Source organism: Bacillus sp. FSL R7-0672 (assembly GCF_038601465.1).
GTDB classification, from domain to species: Bacteria; Bacillota; Bacilli; order Bacillales; family Bacillaceae; genus Bacillus; species Bacillus pumilus.
In genome coordinates, this window is record NZ_CP152010.1 from 204091 (window position 1) to 224332 (window position 20242).

Annotated in this window: 24 protein-coding genes and 1 pseudogene; 16 read left to right on the forward strand and 9 right to left on the reverse strand. The window is 40.2% G+C overall.

The features are described 5' to 3' along the window. The first annotated feature begins 62 nt into the window (after positions 1-62). From MKY18_RS01160 to MKY18_RS01210, 11 genes are all read left to right on the forward strand, one after another. On the forward strand, positions 63-1214 hold the full coding sequence (locus tag MKY18_RS01160; RefSeq protein ID WP_321160737.1) for a DUF418 domain-containing protein: 1152 nt from the start codon (positions 63-65) through the stop codon (positions 1212-1214). A 138-nt stretch (positions 1215-1352) separates the two neighbouring features. Beyond that, complete coding sequence (locus MKY18_RS01165) at positions 1353-1724, forward strand: GntR family transcriptional regulator (protein ID WP_003217079.1); 372 nt, start codon at positions 1353-1355, stop codon at positions 1722-1724. Positions 1725-1729: 5 nt separating this feature from the next. Next, complete coding sequence (locus MKY18_RS01170; protein ID WP_003216953.1) at positions 1730-2605, forward strand: ABC transporter ATP-binding protein; 876 nt, start codon at positions 1730-1732, stop codon at positions 2603-2605. Further along, entirely contained in the window at positions 2589-3194 is a 606-nt protein-coding gene (locus tag MKY18_RS01175) for an ABC-2 transporter permease (protein ID WP_003216994.1), read from the forward strand. Before MKY18_RS01170 ends, MKY18_RS01175 begins: the two co-directional genes overlap by 17 nt. Before the next feature lie 188 nt (positions 3195-3382). Continuing rightward, positions 3383-3598: a helix-turn-helix transcriptional regulator gene (locus tag MKY18_RS01180; RefSeq protein ID WP_003217221.1), complete on the forward strand. Its 216-nt coding sequence runs from the start codon at positions 3383-3385 to the stop codon at positions 3596-3598. Further along, positions 3595-3894 (forward strand): hypothetical protein, encoded by a 300-nt coding sequence (locus tag MKY18_RS01185; RefSeq protein ID WP_003217102.1) that lies wholly within the window; start codon positions 3595-3597, stop codon positions 3892-3894. The genes MKY18_RS01180 and MKY18_RS01185 overlap by 4 nt, the downstream gene beginning before the upstream one ends. A gap of 55 nt (positions 3895-3949) precedes the next feature. Continuing rightward, positions 3950-4897, forward strand: a complete 948-nt coding sequence (locus MKY18_RS01190) for an alpha/beta hydrolase (RefSeq protein WP_342487954.1) — start codon at positions 3950-3952, stop codon at positions 4895-4897. Positions 4898-5101: 204 nt separating this feature from the next. Continuing rightward, entirely contained in the window at positions 5102-5764 is a 663-nt protein-coding gene (locus MKY18_RS01195) for a TetR/AcrR family transcriptional regulator (protein WP_221450775.1), read from the forward strand. Positions 5765-5814: 50 nt separating this feature from the next. Further along, positions 5815-6498 (forward strand): bacitracin ABC transporter permease, encoded by a 684-nt coding sequence (locus MKY18_RS01200; protein ID WP_268483256.1) that lies wholly within the window; start codon positions 5815-5817, stop codon positions 6496-6498. A 24-nt stretch (positions 6499-6522) separates the two neighbouring features. Next, positions 6523-7281 (forward strand): DUF4097 family beta strand repeat-containing protein, encoded by a 759-nt coding sequence (locus MKY18_RS01205; RefSeq protein WP_342487955.1) that lies wholly within the window; start codon positions 6523-6525, stop codon positions 7279-7281. Positions 7282-7499: 218 nt separating this feature from the next. Further along, on the forward strand, positions 7500-8888 hold the full coding sequence (locus MKY18_RS01210) for an amino acid permease (protein WP_268454124.1): 1389 nt from the start codon (positions 7500-7502) through the stop codon (positions 8886-8888). 40 nt (positions 8889-8928) lie between these two features. Here MKY18_RS01210 and MKY18_RS01215 read toward each other — a convergent pair whose 3' ends face one another. The 9 genes and pseudogenes from MKY18_RS01215 to MKY18_RS01255 form a co-directional block, all read right to left on the reverse strand. After that, positions 8929-9810 carry a glycerophosphodiester phosphodiesterase gene (locus MKY18_RS01215; RefSeq protein ID WP_342497666.1) on the reverse strand — a complete coding sequence of 294 codons (882 nt, stop codon included), beginning with the start codon at positions 9808-9810 and terminating at the stop codon, positions 8929-8931. A 92-nt stretch (positions 9811-9902) separates the two neighbouring features. Next, complete coding sequence (gene glpT / locus MKY18_RS01220) at positions 9903-11237, reverse strand: glycerol-3-phosphate transporter (RefSeq protein WP_342497667.1); 1335 nt, start codon at positions 11235-11237, stop codon at positions 9903-9905. 224 nt (positions 11238-11461) lie between these two features. Further along, positions 11462-12232 (reverse strand): SurA N-terminal domain-containing protein, encoded by a 771-nt coding sequence (locus MKY18_RS01225; protein ID WP_106029691.1) that lies wholly within the window; start codon positions 12230-12232, stop codon positions 11462-11464. A gap of 152 nt (positions 12233-12384) precedes the next feature. Next, positions 12385-14268 carry a thioredoxin domain-containing protein gene (locus tag MKY18_RS01230; protein ID WP_342497668.1) on the reverse strand — a complete coding sequence of 628 codons (1884 nt, stop codon included), beginning with the start codon at positions 14266-14268 and terminating at the stop codon, positions 12385-12387. Positions 14269-14303: 35 nt separating this feature from the next. Then, a pseudogene (locus MKY18_RS01235) lies at positions 14304-14459 on the reverse strand (DUF255 domain-containing protein); the annotation flags it as partial. Positions 14460-14538: 79 nt separating this feature from the next. Then, positions 14539-14871 (reverse strand): hypothetical protein, encoded by a 333-nt coding sequence (locus tag MKY18_RS01240; protein WP_126268980.1) that lies wholly within the window; start codon positions 14869-14871, stop codon positions 14539-14541. Positions 14872-15057: 186 nt separating this feature from the next. Then, complete coding sequence (locus tag MKY18_RS01245) at positions 15058-16179, reverse strand: SIR2 family protein (RefSeq protein WP_113768618.1); 1122 nt, start codon at positions 16177-16179, stop codon at positions 15058-15060. Positions 16180-16302: 123 nt separating this feature from the next. Next, positions 16303-16494 (reverse strand): DUF255 domain-containing protein, encoded by a 192-nt coding sequence (locus tag MKY18_RS01250; protein WP_157957792.1) that lies wholly within the window; start codon positions 16492-16494, stop codon positions 16303-16305. 57 nt (positions 16495-16551) lie between these two features. Continuing rightward, complete coding sequence (locus MKY18_RS01255; protein ID WP_342497669.1) at positions 16552-17058, reverse strand: hypothetical protein; 507 nt, start codon at positions 17056-17058, stop codon at positions 16552-16554. 173 nt (positions 17059-17231) lie between these two features. Between MKY18_RS01255 and MKY18_RS01260 the strand changes: the two genes are divergently transcribed. From MKY18_RS01260 to MKY18_RS01280, 5 genes are all read left to right on the forward strand, one after another. Continuing rightward, positions 17232-17492, forward strand: a complete 261-nt coding sequence (locus MKY18_RS01260) for a metal-sensitive transcriptional regulator (protein ID WP_003217059.1) — start codon at positions 17232-17234, stop codon at positions 17490-17492. Positions 17493-17616: 124 nt separating this feature from the next. Further along, positions 17617-18099, forward strand: a complete 483-nt coding sequence (locus MKY18_RS01265) for a DsrE/DsrF/DrsH-like family protein (protein ID WP_003216959.1) — start codon at positions 17617-17619, stop codon at positions 18097-18099. A 14-nt stretch (positions 18100-18113) separates the two neighbouring features. Next, a complete protein-coding gene (locus MKY18_RS01270) occupies positions 18114-18467 on the forward strand; it encodes a rhodanese-like domain-containing protein (RefSeq protein ID WP_034620735.1) in 354 nt (117 codons plus the stop codon). A gap of 47 nt (positions 18468-18514) precedes the next feature. Further along, complete coding sequence (locus MKY18_RS01275) at positions 18515-19075, forward strand: sulfurtransferase TusA family protein (protein WP_058015183.1); 561 nt, start codon at positions 18515-18517, stop codon at positions 19073-19075. A gap of 14 nt (positions 19076-19089) precedes the next feature. Continuing rightward, positions 19090-20217: an MBL fold metallo-hydrolase gene (locus tag MKY18_RS01280; RefSeq protein ID WP_113768622.1), complete on the forward strand. Its 1128-nt coding sequence runs from the start codon at positions 19090-19092 to the stop codon at positions 20215-20217. The last annotated feature ends 25 nt before the right edge of the window (positions 20218-20242 follow it).

A 20242-nucleotide genomic window follows, 5' to 3' on the forward strand; every position in this document is an offset into this window, starting at 1 on the left:
CCAATTTTTTAAAAGTGTGGTAGGATAAATATGCTTTTATATTTTCCGAAGGAGCTGTCGTGTTGAAGGGGTCTAGGGTTGAGTTAATTGATAGTTTGCGTGGTTTTAGTTTATTAGGTATTTTGATCGTGAATATGCTTAATTTTCAATATGATTATGATTTTGAGAAAATGTTTGATTCGAGTTTTTGGGGGCAGGAATTTGGCGTTTATGTAACGGAAATTTTGTTCCAGGGGTCGTTTTATCCGATTTTCTCCTTTTTGTTTGGATATTCTTTTATCAAGCTGATTGAATCTACGAAAGCTAAGGGACTAAATACGAATGCCATTGTCGTCCGCCGTGGCTTTGGTCTGATTGTGCTTGGAATGCTGCATTACATCTTTATTTGGAATGGTGACATTCTTCTTTATTATGGAGCTTGTATGCTTTTCTTGATGATGTTTATGAGCAGCCGGATCAAAACAATGCTGATTTGGTCGGGTGTGTTAGGTGCATTGTCATTGGTGGTTTTGCCATATCTGATGACCTTTGTTTATGGAAATGATGATTTGTTAACTGATGTGTATGCGAAGGGTGCATACGGTGATATTTTATTGAGCCGGATTACGATTGAAGACGATATGATGATTGTGACCATTATTATGGCGATCGTGACCATTACGCTGATGCCAATCCTAGGTTTTCTATTCGGTACGATCATGGTGGGTCCATTTGCACTGCTTGGCATGGCTATTGGGAAAAAAGGTCATTTGACAGAAGTAGATCGAGGCATGGCTTATCGTAAAGGCTGGGTTGGGATGATTATCATCGGGCTCGCCTTAAAATGTGCGACGTTCATTGATGCTCCTTGGAGTGAAATGGTGATGACGTTAGGTGCCTATGTTCTGACGATCGGTTATATTCAAGCCTTTATTGTTTTTTACTATTCAAAGGCTGCTCAAGGGTTGAAACGTCTGCTTGCAGGGCTTGGCCGTTTGTCCCTTTCAAATTATTTGGCGCAGTCGATCATTTGTACAACGATTTTCTATTCTTATGGACTTGGTCTATTTGGACAAATGGGATCAATGTTTGGACTGCTGCTCGCTGTCGGACTGTATACAGCACAGCTGTTCATCAGCTATCTCTATTTGAAAAAATGGAGAAGAGGTCCGGTGGAGTGGATGATGGGAAAATGGGTGTATTGGAGAAAAATTTTGTTGGGGAAGGCCGCATAGCTGAAAAGCTGTGCGGTTTTTTAGTTGAGTTGCAATCAAAAAATGGTTGATTATTCTTTCAATGTGTATATAATGTATATATAGTGTATATACAATATTTCGTTCCAAACACTAGTACAGAAAAAAAGAGGTTTTTATATGCAAATTACGATTTCAAACCACTCTAAGGAGCCCATCTATGAGCAAATTACGAATCAAATTAAATCGATGATTTTAACGGGTGAGCTGGCGGAAGGCGCGGCACTACCGTCTATTCGAAAGCTGGCGAAGGATTTGCAAATCAGCGTCATCACAACAAAGCGGGCATATGAAGAGTTAGAGAAGGCAGGATTTATTTATTCGATTGTCGGTAAGGGATCGTTTGTTGCCGAGCAAAACCTAGAGGTCATGAGAGAGAAGAAATTGAAGGTGATTGAGGAACAGCTTGGAGCAGTTGTTACAAACGGCAAGGAATTAGGCTTATCTTTTGATGAATTGCAGCAGTTATTAAAGTTCTTGTATGAGGAGTGAGATGAGTGGAGCACGTGATTGAATTCAAAGGAGTATCAAAACGATTCAAGGACTTTTCTGTTCAGAATCTTGATTTACAGGTCAAAAAAGGCTTTGTTACAGGGTTTATTGGAGAAAATGGCGCTGGTAAGTCGACTACGATTAAAATGATTATGAATTTATTAAAACCAGATTCGGGTGAGATTAAAATCTTCGGATTAGATTACCGCACCCATGAAAAAGAGATTAAGGAACGAATCGGCTTTGTTTACGATGCTAACGTTTTTTTCCCAGGATTGAATTTAAAGGACATTAAACGAATTGTGGCACCTGCCTATAAACGCTGGGATGACCAGCTTTTTTATCAATATATTGAACAGTTTGGTCTGCCGTTGAATAAAGCGATCAAAACATTTTCAAAAGGGATGCAGATGAAGGCGTCACTTGCGATTGCGCTGTCGCATCATGCCGAGCTGATTATCATGGATGAACCAACTGCTGGGTTGGATCCGGTCTTTAGAAGAGAGCTGCTCGGCACGTTACAAGAATTGATGATTGATGGAAATCGAACGATCTTTTTCTCGACGCATATGACGACTGATTTAGATCGCATTGCGGATTATATTGCGTTTATACAAAATGGAAGATTGGTCTTTCAACAGTCGATTCATGAGGTGGCGGAGAATTATGCGCTGGTGAAGGGGAGCCTGGATTTATTGGATCGAGACACAGAAAAGGCGTTTATCCATATTCAGCGTACGGCAGCCGGATTTGAAGCATTAACAGATCGGATTGATGAGGTGAAACTTATTTTTGGGGATGCTGTTGTGATTGAACCGGCGTCGCTTGAGGATATCATGTTTTATTTGAAAGGCGGGGTTGCGCATGTATCATTTAATTAAGCGTGATGTGATTTTGCAAAAGAAGCAGTTACTTATTTTTATTCCGTTTATCTTATTTTTTATTTTCATGGATGTCCATCCAGTATTGACGTTTCTAGTCGCTAGTGTCTTCATTCCATTTAACACATACGCTTATGATGAGAAGGCAGAAACGAATATTCTATTAAATTCTTTGCCTTATACACGGAATGAAATTATTGCATCTCGTTATCTTGGTGCCGTTTTTTATATGGTCATTGCGATCGGGCTGACAAGTGTTGCTTTATTTAGTTTTGGGAAGCTGTTTTCGATGACGGATATTGCTCTTGGCAGCGGGTTGTTTTTATTGTTCGCGGCGTGTACGTTTCCATTGTTTTATATCTTAAAGCCTGGTTATATCACAACGGCAGTGCTCATTGGCTTTATCCTATTATCTGCTATGGGACCGCCAGTTGTTCTCTATTTAGCAGAGCAATTCAGTGGGGTCACTGATTTTATGATGAATTTATCGATCCCTATTTTATATACGGGATCAACTGTGCTGATTATGCTCATCTACTTGCTGTCTTGGGGACTTTCTACTGCGATTTACCAGAGGAAAGTGTTCTAATTCAGATGATCACATCATTTTTAGAGAATCATTCATTTTGAGGTAAGACTTTCAAAATGGATGATTCTTATTTTTTTGCATCTGGTGAAATTGACATACAGAAGAAAAGAGGTTATTATTAATTAACATAATGTTAATAATTTTTAACATATTGTTAAATAAATCATCCTTTAAGAAAGGGATTTCAAATGGAGATTAAAAATCGAATTAAGGTATTACGGGCAGAAAGAGACTGGACACAAAAGGATTTGGCAGAGAAGTTAGGTGTGACTCGTCAAACTGTGGCAGCGATTGAAAATGGTAAATATTCTTTGTCTTTAAAATTAGCCTTTCAAATTGCTAGGACATTTGAAGTTGATTTGTATGACGTATTTCAAGAGGTCGACAAGGAGGAACCACAATGATGACGACGATCATTCTTTATTCTTTGATTATCCTTTCTATTTTAAGCACGGCCTTTCAATTTAAGAAAAACCGTGAATATAAACATGATGAACGAGGTCAATTTATTCTAGCGAAAGCAGGAAGTTTTTCTATTGTAGGTGTTGCTTTAGCTTATCTATTAGTTGTTATCATTCAATCTTTAGTCCATCAATTTTCATCTCCAACAGAATGGTTTTATATAGCGATTACTTTTATGTATGTATCAAGTGTTTGCGCAAATACAATCGGCATCATCTATTGTGAAAGAAAATATTAATTTTCATCGAGGGATGTAGGCTAGAGTTCTTCATCATGAAGGGAAGAGAAAACCAATGAAAAAAATATTGAGAATCATGCTGATCTCCATAGGCACCATTATCACGGTCATGGTTGTTTTTCTAGCTACTGTTTATTTTGTAAACCTCATTAGTAATGAACGGGAGAAGGGGAAAATAGAAGCTTATGGGCAAAAGGTCTTGGTGGATGGGAAGCAAATGAATGTGCTCATTCAAGGCGATGGGAAAGAAACGATTGTACTTCTCCCAGGCTATGGAACTGCTTCACCAGTGCTAGATTTTAAGCCTCTAGTAGATGAATTATCACCTTATTATAGAGTCGTAGTGATTGAACCATTTGGATATGGTTTAAGTGACGATACAGATAAAGTACGGACAAGTCAAAACATTGTAGATGAGATTCATGAATGTTTGCAGAAGCTTAACATTAAAAAGTATACGTTGATGGGTCATTCGATCTCTGGCATTTATGGATTAGAATATGTGAATCAATATGAAAAAGAAGTCCAAGCGTTTGTTGGAATTGACAGCAGTGTTCCTAAGCAGGAGGATGCAGATGAATTGCCAGTCTCCAGCTTACAGCTGCTTCATCAATCCGGCTTTTACAGATTGATAGTGAAAGTGAATCCAGATCAACTGTTGATGCCTAAAGTGGATGATCAAACGAAAGATCAGATCAAAATGCTGACCTTTCAAAATTTCTTGAATGAAAGCCAAGCTAGTGAGGCAGAAAACTTTAGAAACAATTTTAAAAACGCTCAACGATTACATTTCCCTAAGAATCTCCCCGTTGTTTTCTATCTAGCGGATCAAACGGAGAAAGAAACACCAAGCTGGAAACCAATGCATGAAGATCTACTGAAAAATGTAGATCACGGAAAAGTAGTTACTTTCAAAGGCGGCCATTATTTGCATCATACGAAATCGAAGGAACTCGCAGCTGATTTTAGAGAATTTTTATCTAACATCGAGAGTCACCGTTAGTAATATACCTTCCCCGCATCATCTAGTTACCCAAGTTTATTGAACAATATTTTCATTTTCTGGTGTTAAAAAATTTACAATTTGAACTTGAAGAGACCGTGTGAGCGGTCTTTTTTTTATTCTATACAAATCTTTAAGAACAGTTTATAATGAAAAATACAAATATACATACCAACGGTCGGTATGTAAAAGGGGGCGTTTTATTTGGCCAGAAATAAATATCCAGAAAAGACAATCAAGCAAATTTTAGATGTGTCGACGAAGCTGTTTCAGGAAAAAGGATTCGAAAAGACGAGTTTGCAGGATATCATCCAAGAATTGAACATGTCTAAAGGGGCTATTTATCATCATTTTAAATCGAAGGAAGAAATATTACGTGCCGTGATGGAGAGGCAATTTCGTCATGCGACTGAGAAGCTTGAAGATCTGATTAAGCATACAGAGGCAGCGCATGCAAAAGAGAAGTTACAGCGTATTTTAGAGCAGCTAGTGGCAGATTCAAAATCTCATTCGATTGATGGGATCTTGGTTGACCAGATCAAAAATCCGCAATTTGTGGTTGAGGGAATGAAAGCAGGCGTAAATCAGGATGCGCTAAAAATCAAACATCTTATTCTTGAAGGAATTGAGGATGGTTCGATAAAGACTGCATTTCCTGGTGAAGTGGCAGAAGTGTTTATGCTTCTCGTCAATATATGGCTGAACCCAACGCTATTTGCTCGTGATGAGCAGGAAACTAGCCAGCGTTTACTGTTTTTACAACAGATGATGAAAGGTCTCGGAGTGGATGTGGTGAGTGATCTATTTATTCAAAAGGTCACAGCGCATTATGCTGGGATTGGTGGTTATGATCAGCCAAGAACCTAAATGGTCAGAAAAGAGTCAAAAGCAAAATTCATTTCATAGGAGGATGCCTTATGCTTCACTTCGTAAAACTTGAGCTAAGAAAAAGCCATATGAAACATTATATTCAAGCTAGTATGATTGTCAGTATTGTACTGCTGGTGTTTATTTATTTTGTCGCGTTTGTTGCACAGGTTGAACAGGAAATAGGTTTTCAGCAATATCAGAATATCTATTTGTTGACCAGTATAGTATGGATGATCTTTTTTTCGATCGTCACAGCCATGATGTATTGTCGAGTAATAGTGACTGCATTGAAAGAACATGAACCTCATTCATCCAGTATGAAGTCATCCCTCCTTTCGAGAATGGTTTGGATGCTTTGCTTTTCTACAATTGTCATGCTGTGTAGTATCATTCCGTCATTTGTTGTGTTTAGTGTCACTGAAACATTCTTCCCTATTGTTCAAGATGCACTGACAGCTGATGTGATGTTCACTGTGATCAAAACGTACCTAGTGTTTACTTGTTGTATCAATGGTATTGGCATGATTGCGATGAGAGTGGGGGTAATGAAGAGGTCTACTTTCATGACCATTCTGACTGCGATTGTTCTATGTGCTGTTTTAGGAAACGTATTAATCGCTGTTTATGGAAATGATCAAATGAATTTCATTTTGTCAGGAGTCATGATGATAGCTGTCCTCATTGTGATCTTGGAATTATGGGGCCGCATGACCCGGCTTCAAGCGAGATAAGCGAGTATACAAGGAGGGAGACATATGGAGCATACGATTCAAATTGAACAATCGGTCGTAGAATTATCGTTGGATTGGTTGCTCGGAGAGGTGTGTATTCAACACCATGACCGTCCTTATCTCATCATTCGTCAAACGGCCAATCAAGTGTTTCCAAATCGTTATTTGATGAGTCATCAGGTAAAGGATGGGCGATTGTTCATTAAAGATAGACGGAAAAAAATACTCAGCTTAGGGCTTCAACTTTATAAAACTGATGTCGCTATTTTTCTCCCTAAACGACAATTACAGTCCATTTCCATTCGTTGTAAAGGAGCAAATCTTCAGGCAGAGAGACTGAAGGCGGAAAATGTCTCTTGTCATTTAACTTCCGGTAAAACGATGCTATCAGGTGACATCAAGCATCTCCATTTAGAGACAGTAGGTGGGCTTATTTCTAGTCGGCAACTGACCGCACAAAGATTATTACTGCACGCCACATCGTCAAAAGTTGAGTTAACGGGTGCCTTTTCGGACGTTGATCTGCATGTAACAGGTAGAAGGATGCAGATTCATTCTACAAACATGCTAAATTCACTTAAATCTACTTCAACCGGAGCAAATGTCAAAGTGGCGATACCGGAAAATGATGGATTTACTTGTTATGTAAAGAAAAGATCCGGCGCTTTCCGGAATGACTTTTCTTGTCATCGAGAGAAGGACAAAATGGTGCATAAAAATGGACTGCGATTCTTTGAGGTTGATATAAGAGGCGGTCAGTTCTTATTAAGTCATCAGCTTTGAAGTGACTTTCACCCCTTGGTTCAATATATCAATATAAAACAATTTGAGCATCTCTTTATGTCGGAATATTTTGATAATAGTGTTTCCCTCAAAAAAACAATTGTATTTTAAGGGTAGATTTATTATGATAATATACATCGAAAGATTGATGTTTCTCAATCAGAATGAACATTCTGATTTTTATTTTTTATGTTGTTTGTTGATGAGGGGGAAGAAAAGTGGCTCAAAAGGAATTAAAGAGAGGGTTAAGTGCCCGCCATATTCAAATGATCGCACTTGGCGGCACGATTGGTGTTGGCTTATTTATGGGGTCAGCCAAGGCCATTCAATGGACAGGTCCATCGGTTCTTCTCGCGTACGCAGTATGTGGTATCTTTATCTTTTTTATTATGCGTGCGATGGGAGAAATGTTATACGTTGAACCGAGTACAGGTTCATTTGCTACATTTGGTCATCAATATATTCATCCGCTTGCGGGGTATATGACAGCTTGGAGTAACTGGTTCCAGTGGGTCATTGTCGGGATGTCGGAAATTATTGCCGTAGGCGCTTATATGAAATATTGGTTTCCGGAGCTGCCAGCGTGGATTCCAGGATTAATTGCGATGATTATTTTGGGAGCGGCCAACTTGATTTCGGTTAAATCGTTCGGTGAGTTCGAATTTTGGTTTGCAATGATCAAGATTGTGACGATTATTTTAATGATCATTGCAGGTCTAGGCATTATTTTCTTTGGATTTGGAAATGGCGGGACGCCTATTGGCTTGTCTAATCTGTGGGCGCACGGCGGGTTCTTTACAGGTGGATTTACCGGATTCTTGTTTGCATTGTCGCTCGTCATTGCTGCCTATCAGGGTGTAGAGCTGATTGGGATTACAGCAGGTGAAGCGCAAAATCCAGAAAAGACGCTGACCAATGCCATCAAAAGTATCATCTGGCGTATTTTGATTTTCTATATCGGTGCGATCTTTGTCATTGTGACAGTGTATCCTTGGGATCAGCTGAATACCCTTGGCAGTCCATTTGTGGCGACGTTTGCGAAAATTGGGATTACAGCAGCCGCTGGTATTATTAACTTTGTCGTCATTACAGCAGCGATGTCCGGCTGTAATAGTGGGATTTTCAGTGCGGGACGTATGCTTTATACATTAGGTGTGAATGGACAGGCGCCTGCTTTCTTCACCAAAATTTCAAAGAATGGTGTGCCGTATTTTGGGACATTCGCTGTGCTGATTGGTCTAGCGGTAGGAGTTGTCCTCAATTATGTTGCGCCACCAAACATTTTCGTCTATGTGTATAGTGCGAGTGTACTTCCTGGTATGGTGCCATGGTTTGTGATTTTGATTAGTCATATCGGCTTTAGAAAGGCGAAGGGATCTGCGCTTGATCAGCATCCATTCAAAATGCCGCTAGCGCCGTTTTCTAATTATCTTACAATTGGTTTCTTACTAATGGTGCTTGTATTTATGTTCATTAATCAGGATACGCGTATTTCTCTGATTGTGGCAATTGGGTTCTTAATTGTAGTAGCGCTTAGCTTCTATGTCTTTGGGATCGGGAAACGGAAGCCGATCGAAACAGCTTCTTCTGATCAAACGGTAAAATAATCAAAGGCCTTGCGGGATGGGACCGCAAGGCTTTTTTTGTTTAGAGTGAAGCTTTTACACGGTTAAAGACATCTGGAAAGTTGGTGAAAAGACCGGTGACGCCGTATTGCAGTAGACGGGTCATATCTGCTTCGCTATTTACCGTATATGGGTGGAGGAGGAGTCCGTGACTTCTGACCTGCTGTACGTTTTCAAGTGTCAATGCTCTAAAATTCGGTCCGACACCCACTGCATAAGATTTGATGAAATCGAGCTGATCATCTGTGATGGACGTCATTTGAGTTCTGTCTAATAGCTGTACTTTTGGAAGGCGTGGATCTAATTTCTGTAGTTTTAGCAGGCTGTCTTGACTAAAGGATTGGATAATGACCTGCCCTTTTCTTGTGTGTTTCCCGAGAAGATGATGTTTTTTTAGGGTCGCCAATAGTTTTTCTTCCATTTGCGGATAGATGTCTGGTTTTTTTGTTTCAATATAATAATTTTCTCGTTTACCGAAATAGCGCAGCACTTCATCTAATGTGAGGACTCGCTGTCCGATATAGTTGGCGTTTTGTCTGTCGGGATTGACTTCATTAAACCAAGTACCAGCATCAAGCTGTTTGATTTCGGCAAGTGTGAGGTCTTTGATCCAGCCCGTTCCGTTTGTGGTGCGGTCAACGGTTTCATCGTGCATGACGATGAGATGTCCATCCTTTGTCATTTGAAGGTCGAGTTCGAGGTAATCCGCATTCATCTTTGTGGCGAGTTTGTAAGAAGCCAGGGTATGCTCTGGTGCATACCCTGATGCTCCGCGATGTGCAACGGTTAGAATACGATCTGGAGATAAAAGATGTTCATGTGCCGATACGGTGGCCGGCACCCACGCAATAGACAGTAAAGCAAAAGAGAGCAACACGAAAGCAAGTAATCTACTTTTCTTCATATTTTATCCTCCTTTTACGGTAACTGCCTCCATCATAAGAAATAGATGTAAAGGGCATGTTGGGTGGATATGAATCTTTTATGTGATTTTCATTAAGCTTGCTCTACGCGCTTCCCTGTATTCCAAGTCATCGCTAGGAAGACAATGGCAAGCACACAAGAACCAACCAATAAAATGAAGCCTCCTGTCCAGTCGTAATGATCCACGACGACACCCATCATCGCATTGGCAAAAGCAGAGCCGCCAATATAGCCGAAGAACCCTGTGAGTCCAGCCGCAGTGCCAGCGGCTTTTTTGGGAGCGAGATCAATGGCTTGAAGTCCAATGAGCATGACAGGTCCGTAAATTAAAAAGCCGATGCTGATGAGGGCAATGTTATCGACCATTGGATTGCCAGCAGGGTTTAACCAGTAAACAAGCACCGCAATTAACACCCCAGCCATAAAGAGGACGCCTGCTGGTGCACGGCGGCTTCTAAAGAAGCGGTCGCTGATCCAGCCGCACAATAATGTGCCGGGAATGCCTGCATATTCATAAAGAAAATATGACCAGCGTGAATGCTCTGGTGAAAAGCCCTTTGCTTCTGTTAAGTAGGTCGGCGCCCAGTCCACGACACCGTAACGGACGAAGTACACAAAGACGTTGGCAATGGCGATATACCAAAGGAATTTATTGTTGAGTACATACTTAAATAAAATCTCTTTCACTGTTAATTCTTTTTCTTGATCTTCATACTGCTGTGCCGGATAGTCATTGCGATATTCTTCGATTGGCGGAAGACCAGCGGATTGCGGGGTATCCCGGACGAGAAGAATGATCACGAAGGAGACGATAATGGCAATGATGGCAGGGAAGAAAAAGATGCTTTTCCACGTCGCAAACAGCACAATCCCTAAGGTGATGAGCGGTGCAAGAATTCCCCCGCCGATATTGTGAGCGACGTTCCATATGGACATTTTCGTTCCACGTTCACTAACCGAAAACCAATGCGCCATCGTCCGTCCGCATGGCGGCCACCCCATGCCTTGGAACCAGCCGTTTAAAAACATGAATAAGAACATGATCCATACACTTGACGTCACCCATGGAAATGAGACAAATAGGATATTGATAAGGGCTGATAGAAAGAGTCCAGTGGCTAAAAAGTATCTTGGGTTACAGCGGTCTGAGATCATCCCCATGATGAATTTACTAAAGCCATAGGCGATGGAGACAGCTGCGAGTACAAAGCCTAATTCACTTTTCGTGAACCCTTCTTCCTGTAGATAAGGAATAGCAAAAGCGAAATTTTTTCGTAGCAAATAGTAGCCCGCATACCCGATAAAGATGCCTAAAAAGACTTGCAGCCGCAGCCGCTTATACGTCTCATCTGTTTTGGCATCATCGAGCCTGTCGATATGCAGAGCGGGTTTAAACCATTTGAACATAAAGATCCTCCTCTTGTCGTTGTCCGATTGACTGAAGCAAAAGTACGAGATCAGCGTTTGATCTTGTACTTTTTAAGAGACAAAAGAATTGATAACGCTTTCTTTTGTACTCCCATCATATCGGAAGGAAGAGACGTTTATGATGAGGCTTTTGTCATAATTTTGGAAAAACAGTTCATCAAGTAACAAAAAAATCCGCACAATGGCGGATTTTTTCTTAGCTGTTACAGAGACACGTTAATTTTCGCAGATTTCTTTAGTTTTTCAATTTCTTTTTGAACTTCTTTCTGCTTTTCTTGAGATTCTAGCTGTTTTTTAATTTGTGATTTAACCTCTTTGTACTCTGGCGCTTTTTGCTTTTGTTTTTTCATTTCATCAGCGTATTGATCATAGTACGCTTTGACATCCTTTTCAGAGACGGACGCTGATTTGATTTCTTTGTCGACATACTGGCTGTATTTGATGCTGTCGGCAATGTCACTTTTCAGCTGATCCATGGTGAGTCCGCTTTTCTTAAGGGCTTCTTCAAATTGAGCGTTGTCTTTGAATTGTTTCTTTTCTTCTTTTAGCTGTTTATCTACCTCTTTGTCAGAGGCTTTGATGCCCTTCTTCTCAGCATCTTGCAGAATGAGCTCTTGACCTACGAGCGCATCAATGGTTTGTTTCTTAACTGCTTTTGCGCCTTCTTTAGATGTTGGGTCTTGCCCGGATTGCTGAAGCTGTCCTTGAATGGTTGATAGAGCACTATTATATTCATTACCTGTGATTTTGTCTTGGTTGACGGTCGCAACGACCTTTTGATCATCGATTTTTTGTGCATCTAATTTCTTTTGCATCTCTTCCATTTGCTTTTGCTGTTCTTTTTGGTCAGCCTGTGTTGTTTCCTTGCTTTTGGCTGAATCGTTTTGCTTATCTTGTTTGGCATCGTTTGACGAGCAGGCTGCAAGCCCAACAGATAACAAACATGCGATGAGTGTGTATGATACCTTTTTCATCATTTTCTCTCCCTTCGGTATGAGAACATCTAGTGCGCATTCTAACCGTTTTTTAGGAAAAATAAAACCGTACAGACAATTTGTTAGCGGATTGACATGTTTTTTATCTGTTTGTCCTCATTTTGTCTTCTCATAGTCATCTCATGACAAACTCAATCGTGGAATAATTGTTCCATCGCTTCGTCGATATTGGTGATTGGCTGGCGGCAGCTGTAGTTTTCACAAATATACACGGTGGTTTTGCCATCGATCGTTTTGTAATCTTTTGTAAAGGGCGCGAGTTTTGCTAATTCCTCCCCTGTTTCGGCAGTCAATATGATATCAAATGGCATGAAGCGTTTTTGAAGCGCCTGTAAAAGCTGTTCTTTTTGAGGGTCGCCGTTTTTCCCGAGAATGATGATTTCTCTTTTCGTTGCATATTGACCGAGGAGCCCTTGCAGAAATGCTGTGTGCCCGCTTGGATAGGAAGAGACATCGACATAAAAGGCTTTGAACATCTGCTCTAATGTGTCCAGCCAATCCTGACGTCCGGTCAGTCTGCTTAGTATGAGAAGGTGTTTGAGTGCGGTGCTGTTGCCAGAAGGCATGGCGCCGTCGTACACTTCTTTTTCTCGAACGATGAGCGCTTCCGCATCTGATCCTGAGAAGAAAAAGCCCCCTTTTTCCTTGTCCCAAAACAGCTCAAACATGTTCTCGGCAATGGCTGTCGCTTTTTCCAGCCATGCTAATTCAAAGGTCGCTTCGTATAAAGACATATACGCTTTTAGCATATGAGCATAATCCTCGATAAAGCCTAGATGCTTTACGTCACCTTCTCTATAGCGGACCATGAGACGATCATGTTGGACGAGGTGTGTTTCTAGAAAAGACATCGCCTGTTTCGCCATGCCGATGGCTTCCTCTGCACCAAATACCCTTCCTGCTTTGGCGAGAGATGAGATCATCAGTGCATTCCATGATGTGAGTACCTTGTCATCGACAAGCGGTGCGGGTCGCTGCTGTCTGACAGATTGTAAAATGTGCCGGGCCTCTTGCAGCTTAGATTGAAGCGTATGGTCATCAATCAAAAAAGAGGCTTTGATGTCATCAAAAGAGGTGGAAATGGTATGAGGGATGTTCGCCCCTTCAAAGTTCCCCTCTTCTGTGATGTGATAGACAGCGCAGAATAATGCGCCGAGGTCCTCGCCTAAATGAGTCATGATCTCATCTTTTGACCAAACGTAATATTGTCCTTCTTTCCCTTCAGAATCTGCATCTATCGCTGAATAAAAGAAGCCGTCCGGATTCATCATATCTCGCTTGATAAAGTGGATCAGGCGGTGGACAAGCTTTTCATATTCAGGTTGTTGAGTGAGCTGATACGCTTCTGTGTAAGCTTCCATCAGCAAGGCGTTATCATACAGCATTTTTTCAAAATGAGGCACAAGCCATTTTTCGTCTGTTGAATAACGAGAGAAGCCTGAACCGACATGGTCGTATATACCGCCATTTGCCATTCCATCTAACGTTTTCTTGACTGCATATAGCGCATTCTCCTGCCCAGTCCATTCGTAATAGCGCATCAAGAATGAAAGCATATGAGGTGCAGGAAATTTTGGCGCGGAGCCGAATCCGCCGTGCAGCGTATCAAAGCTGCTCATGAGCTGATAATAGGCTTTGTGGATCGCCTCTTGGGTGAGCGTATTTTCCGTCTGCCCTGCTGCTTTGATTCGCAGATTATTTGTCGCCTTCTCTGCCAATGATTCGATATGATTGCGGTCGTTGTGATACGCGTCCACCAACTGTGTCAGTGCCTCGATGAAGCCAGGACGCCCGTAAGCACTTCTCTTTGGAAAATACGTCCCCGCATAAAAAGGCTTTTGATCAGGCGTGACAAACACGTTGAGCGGCCAGCCGCCTTGCCCCGTCATCATCTGACAAACAGACATATACATCGAGTCGATATCTGGACGCTCCTCACGATCGACTTTGATTGAAATGAAATGCTCATTTAAGATGTCAGCGACTTGTTGATCTTCAAAGCTTTCGTGTGCCATGACATGGCACCAGTGACATGTTCCTTTGGTTAACCATACCCAATCGATACGAAAACAGGTTTGTTTTCGCGTTTCGCTTTTTTGAATGCTTCGTCTGACCATGTGTACCATTTAACTGGATTGTAGGCGTGTTGAAGTAAGTAGGGAGACTTTTCAGCGATTAATCGGTTGGGTATTTTTTTGTTTGGCATGGGATCACCTACTTCCGTTGTTAGTTTATTGCACTGTACTTTACCTTTAAAGAGACTTAGTCTATGCTTATTCGATAATTTAATTGGACTGATTTTGTGTAAATTCTGAAGTCCGAGAGGAATTTTCAGAATTAGTTGAGGAATATATTTTAAAATCATTTGGCTTTAAATCAGATTTGAGTTTTGAATCTTTAATTAAGTCTTTCCTTATTTCAACAAGTAATTCTCCAAGAGCTTTATGTTTGTGTTCATGAGTTGAGCTATTTTTAACACTTTCTAAAAAGTTGTATAGTTTATTTATGACTTGATCTGGACAATACAACCAACATAAGTTAACTTGATCTATAAAAACGGATTTTAGCTCTGAATTTTCAGACTCAACATAAAAGCCTTTTAGACTTTTTACCAGCACAGCATAACGCTCCTCTTTTCTGATGAATACTTCCTGATTCCTTTTGCTTCTCTCATTTAAATACCATGTGAAAAAACCACCAAATATAGTTAGTATAGCGACAAATAAAGGCGAGTATGTTGCAAAATCTTGCAGAATAATACACTCCCATTCTATTAGAGTTAGTTACAAATAGAATCAAAAAAATTAAACATCTTTTATACTGTTAGCTCCTCCGAATAATATATTATCGTCTTCAATTTTGAAAGCATGTTTTTTAGGTATTTGCAAATTAGTATTTACCCTATTGATAAAACTGTGCTTGGATGCCTCATCTTTAGCGTAATCTACAATTATAATTTTAAATGGAATTGGGTTTTCTTTCCTTCTTGAAAATTTTAACCTTTCTGAAATAGCTTTATTTATATGATTATCCCTAAAGCTATAACCTATTATATATAATTCATCACAAAGGTTATCTTCAATTACCATGCATTTTTTGAACTCATTGTAATAAAAATGGAATGGGTTTTGTTGGACTTTGAAACTCTTCCCACCTCCGGTAACTATAGAAGGAACTACACCTTTTTCAAATATGTTTTCATAAAGATCACTGTTTCTTAAAGATTCTGTAGTTATTTTAAAAATACGTCCAGTTTTGATATCTTTAAAGGACGATAAAGAACCATGTAAATGATGCAGTCTTATATTCTTTTCATAATTTTCAGGATGTATCTGTTTACTTCTATCTGGATCAAAGTAATATTGATAATCATTATTTATAACAGGCCATTTTTTTCCTCTATAATGAAAGTCTGCGAATTGCTCTTTTCTATAGTAAGTTAATAGTATTGTTTCTAGTAGTAAATCAAAGTTTAATGTAAACAAATCAACATGTTCGGAAGAATCAATGATCTTTGTTAACCAATCCACAAAGGGCTGTAATTTATCAGAGATATCTTTTTGCCGAACATTGTTAATTATTAAATCAAGGATTGAAGATGTATATTGATGAATTACTATTTGTACTGCTTCAATATGGTCAGCTAATTCATTGTTATTCAGTCTATAAGAATTTAAAAAATTCTTTCCGTTTTCTCCAGTTAAAAATTCATTATAGTGAGATAATGAATCGTAGACTTGTTCAATTGTAGCGATTGCTTCTTCAAAATCTAGTTGTGAATAGTTGTCTCTCATATGATGTTTTATAAATTCTCGATGATTGTCATCCAATCTATCAAAAAACCTTTTGGTTATTGATCCTAATCCAAAATCAGAATTTAAAGCTACTGATAAACCGTTTCCTGTTAAAATTGCTCTTCTTGACAAGAATAATTCCCCCTTTGTTTATAACTAACTCTTAATGAATATCGGTAATTAGATCTTTGTTTTTAACAAAAAAAGGTTTATTTACAAAATGGGAAATTTGTATTTTGGATTACTATTGTTAGTTTAATTAGTCATATGATGGCACCAGTGATAAGTGGCATAACCGATGCTGACAAGCACTGGTTTATTTTCACGCTTGGCTTTGTCAAAGGCTTCTTGCCCCCACGGGTACCAGTGAACTGGGTTGTGGGCGTGCTGAAGGAGGTATGGCGATTTTTCAGTGATGAGTGGGTTGGGTGTTTGGTTGTTTGGCATGGGTCACCTGCTTTTTTCTTTTTTTAAGATCCCTCATTTGGAAGGAATTTATCATTTTCACTTCTTCACCAACACATATTGTAGGTTTTCTAATTCAAACATATCAATCAGTTCATCGATCCCTTTAAAATTGATATGTTTCCCAAACTGTTTTTTGCTTAGGTCAATTTCTACATCCAATTGATCATCCTTTTCTTTCGTTTCGAGTTCATCTAGACAAGAATAGATTTCGATGGTTTCTCCTTTTGACAGCACTTTTTCAATGAATTGAAAAAGTGCACGAAGAGAATGAATGATTTCTAATTCATAAACAAAAGGATGCGTGAATTTGTTTCTTACCGCTTCATAGACAGGATCTAGATAATCAATGTGAATGCCTTCGAAATCCTCTTCTGTTTCAAATACTTCTATCAAAAGCTCTTCTTTTTGATAGGTTTTGTGCTTTTTTTGTTTTTTATCAAACAATTTGATATTGAGTTCAGAGAGTGGTTTATAGGTAGGATTTTGACCAATGGTACCAAGCGGCAGTTCTTTGTTTGATCCAATATAATGCTGTAAAGTCATGGGTTGCCCTCTTTTCTGCAATGATTTCTTGTTCGTTGATTATTTACTTTTTATCAATAAATGGTGGAATGTGCAATTCTTTTCACATTCGTTTTCTACAAAAGAAAAGGGCAAGTCGTTTGACTAAATACCTATTAGGGTATACTATCTTTCATAGAAAGGAGTGCTTATACATGGAATATAATCAGCAGATGAAGAATCGTCTTCGTCGGATTGAAGGGCAGATTAAAGGGGTTCTTGCGATGATGGAGCAGGGCAAGGATTGCCGTGAGGTGGTCACGCAGCTGTCTGCATCACGTAATGCCATTGATCGGGCAATGGGTGTGATTGTGAGTACAAATCTTGAGCAATGTGTTCGTGAAAGTCTTGAACAAGGCAAGGATACGGAGGGTCTTGTGAAAGAGGCAGTTGAGCTATTGGTGAAAAGCCGGTAAGAAATTCCTCAGCCTTTGGAGGTTGACGGATTTTTTTACTTGATGTAATATACCCTTACCGGTATGTGTATATATTTTTTATTTTCTATATACCCCCATAGGTAATTGTTGAAGGAGGAGCAGAATGGAAGAACAGAAAAAACGCACGACGATTGTGTTATTTAGTGGAGATTATGATAAAGCGATGGCGGCTTACATTATTGCCAATGGTGCAGCAGCCTATGATCATGAGGTGACCATTTTCCATACGTTTTGGGGGCTGAACGCCTTACGTAAGGATGAGATGGTACCGATGAAAAAAGGATTTTTAGAAAAAATGTTCGGCAAAATGATGCCGCGCGGTGCTGATCGTATGGGGCTGTCCAAGATGAACTTTGCAGGAATGGGGCCGAAAATGATCAAGCATGTGATCAAAAAGCACAACGCCATGACCTTGCCGCAGCTCATTGAGATGGCAAAGGAGCAGGATATTAACCTCGTGGCATGTACAATGACGATGGATCTTTTAGGATTACAGGAGAAAGAACTATTAGATGACATTCAATATGCCGGTGTAGCGGCATATTTAGCAGAGGCTGAAATCGGACGTGTGAATTTATTTATCTAGTGAGGTGAAGCAGGATGGTGCAGACGATTTTACTCATCATCGTAATTGGATTACTCGTGAGCCGCTTTCTGCCGGTTCGAGGTGTGAAGCAAATGGATGCAGCTCATATGAAAAAGAAGCTGAAAAGCAAAGGTCAACAGCTCATTGATGTGCGCTCTCCCAGTGAATTTCAAACAAATCATATCAAAGGCTTTCAAAACATCCCGTTGTCTCATTTGAAGAAACGAGCTTCTCAGCTTGAGAAAAATGAAGAGGTCTATGTGATATGTCAAAGCGGGATGAGAAGTATGCAGGCGGCGAAAATATTGAAGAAGCAAGGATTTACTCAGATTACAAACATCAAGGGTGGCATGAATACTTGGCATTAAATGCGCAATAAAATATACCCCCATCCCTATATGAAGGAGGATAAGACATGCAGCAACCAACTGTCATTTTAGATGCAAAAGGATTGGCATGCCCGATGCCGATTGTGAAAACAAAAAAACAAATGAATGAGCTTTTACCAGGAGACGTACTGGAAGTGCAAGCCACTGATAAAGGATCAGCAGCGGATCTAGCGGCATGGTCAAAAAGTGCAGGCCACGAATTTTTAGGAACAAAAGTAGAAGGCCAGGTGCTTCATCATTTGATTCGTAAGGGCGGAGAACAAGAGAAAGAAGGGAAGTCCATGATTTCGGAAATGTCTTTGGAGACTTTTCAACAGAAAGTAAAAGAAGATCCATCTTTGTTTATTTTAGATGTGCGAGAGCTTGATGAATACGAGGCGGGGCATATTCCAGGAGCTGTTCATATTCCTCTTGGTGAGGTTGAACAACGTGCAGAGGAATTGAGCCGAGAGACGGACATTTACCTGATCTGTCATTCAGGCAGAAGAAGTGAATTAGCTGCGCAAAAGTTAAAAGAAAAAGGATTTCATCAATTGATGAATATCGTGCCAGGCATGAATAGCTGGACAGGAGCGATTGAAAAATAGGAGCTGAATGAAACATGACGGTAACAGCGATGAACGCAGAGCAGTTAACAAAAAAGATCGTGAGCAAGGAACCGCTCTTTTTGCTAGATGTGCGAAATCAAACGGATGTTCAGGATTGGAAGATCGAAGGGGAAGCAATCGTTCATATGAATGTGCCTTATTTTGATCTCCTTGAAGGAGTAGAGGGCATTTTGCATGACATTCCTCATGATCGTGAAGTGTTGGTGGTTTGTGCCAAGGAAGGCTCCTCTATCATGGTCGCGGAGATGCTGTCAGAGGCGGGTAGAACGGTCCATTATTTAGAAGGCGGCATGAAGGCGTGGAGTGAGCATCTAGAGCCAGTGAAGATCGGTGATTTAAGCGGCGGTGGAGGGCTGTATCAATTTGTGCGAATGGGCAAGGGATGTCTGTCTTATATGATCATGTCGAATGGAGAAGCCGCAATTGTAGATGCAGCTAGAATGACGGATGTTTATATTCGTTTTGCTAAAAAGCATCATGTCTCTATAACGCAAGTGTTGGATACTCATCTTCATGCAGATCATATTTCTGGCGGGAAAAAACTGGCTGAACAGACTGGTGCCAACTACTGGCTGCCGCCAAAAGATGCAGAAGAAGTGATCTTTGAGTATCACCGACTTGAAGAAGGGCAGCGCATCACGATAGGAGCGGCTACCATTGACATTCATCCCCTTTACTCACCGGGGCATACGATTGGGTCAACATCCTTTATCGTGGATCATCAATATCTTCTTTCAGGTGATATTTTGTTCGTTGATTCGATTGGAAGACCTGACCTCGCTGGAATGGCGGAGGACTGGGTAGGTGATTTGAGAGAAACACTCTATGACCGATATAGAGCACTTTCGAAAGAATTCATTGTTTTGCCAGCGCATTTCATGATCATGGATGAAGTCAATGAAGACGGAAGCGTTTGGAAGGAGCTAGGCGTTCTATTTGAAGAAAATCATGGACTGAATATTGAAGATGATGACGTATTTAGACAAATGGTCACGAAGAATCTGCCTGCACAGCCAAACGCCTATCAAGACATTCGTCAAACCAATATGGGGAAGCTGAGTCCAGATGATGAAGCGAAGCGTGAAATGGAAATTGGTCCAAACCGTTGTGCGATTCGGTAATGTCCAATAAAATAAGAAGAGAGGA

What these genes read in the sequence shown, in the direction of transcription:
- MKY18_RS01165 (WP_003217079.1), top strand. Translation starts at nt 1,353, where the DNA reads ATGCAAATTACGATTTCAAACCACTCTAAGGAGCCCATCTATGAGCAA.
- MKY18_RS01175 (WP_003216994.1), top strand. Translation starts at nt 2,589, where the DNA reads ATGTATCATTTAATTAAGCGTGATGTGATTTTGCAAAAGAAGCAGTTA.
- MKY18_RS01180 (WP_003217221.1), top strand. Translation starts at nt 3,383, where the DNA reads ATGGAGATTAAAAATCGAATTAAGGTATTACGGGCAGAAAGAGACTGG.
- MKY18_RS01185 (WP_003217102.1), top strand. Translation starts at nt 3,595, where the DNA reads ATGATGACGACGATCATTCTTTATTCTTTGATTATCCTTTCTATTTTA.
- MKY18_RS01190 (WP_342487954.1), top strand. Translation starts at nt 3,950, where the DNA reads ATGAAAAAAATATTGAGAATCATGCTGATCTCCATAGGCACCATTATC.
- MKY18_RS01200 (WP_268483256.1), top strand. Translation starts at nt 5,815, where the DNA reads ATGCTTCACTTCGTAAAACTTGAGCTAAGAAAAAGCCATATGAAACAT.
- MKY18_RS01205 (WP_342487955.1), top strand. Translation starts at nt 6,523, where the DNA reads ATGGAGCATACGATTCAAATTGAACAATCGGTCGTAGAATTATCGTTG.
- MKY18_RS01215 (WP_342497666.1), bottom strand. Translation starts at nt 9,810, where the DNA reads ATGAAGAAAAGTAGATTACTTGCTTTCGTGTTGCTCTCTTTTGCTTTA.
- glpT (WP_342497667.1), bottom strand. Translation starts at nt 11,237, where the DNA reads ATGTTCAAATGGTTTAAACCCGCTCTGCATATCGACAGGCTCGATGAT.
- MKY18_RS01225 (WP_106029691.1), bottom strand. Translation starts at nt 12,232, where the DNA reads ATGAAAAAGGTATCATACACACTCATCGCATGTTTGTTATCTGTTGGG.
- MKY18_RS01230 (WP_342497668.1), bottom strand. Translation starts at nt 14,268, where the DNA reads ATGGCACACGAAAGCTTTGAAGATCAACAAGTCGCTGACATCTTAAAT.
- MKY18_RS01250 (WP_157957792.1), bottom strand. Translation starts at nt 16,494, where the DNA reads ATGCCAAACAACCAAACACCCAACCCACTCATCACTGAAAAATCGCCA.
- MKY18_RS01255 (WP_342497669.1), bottom strand. Translation starts at nt 17,058, where the DNA reads ATGACTTTACAGCATTATATTGGATCAAACAAAGAACTGCCGCTTGGT.
- MKY18_RS01260 (WP_003217059.1), top strand. Translation starts at nt 17,232, where the DNA reads ATGGAATATAATCAGCAGATGAAGAATCGTCTTCGTCGGATTGAAGGG.
- MKY18_RS01265 (WP_003216959.1), top strand. Translation starts at nt 17,617, where the DNA reads ATGGAAGAACAGAAAAAACGCACGACGATTGTGTTATTTAGTGGAGAT.
- MKY18_RS01270 (WP_034620735.1), top strand. Translation starts at nt 18,114, where the DNA reads ATGGTGCAGACGATTTTACTCATCATCGTAATTGGATTACTCGTGAGC.
- MKY18_RS01275 (WP_058015183.1), top strand. Translation starts at nt 18,515, where the DNA reads ATGCAGCAACCAACTGTCATTTTAGATGCAAAAGGATTGGCATGCCCG.
- MKY18_RS01280 (WP_113768622.1), top strand. Translation starts at nt 19,090, where the DNA reads ATGACGGTAACAGCGATGAACGCAGAGCAGTTAACAAAAAAGATCGTG.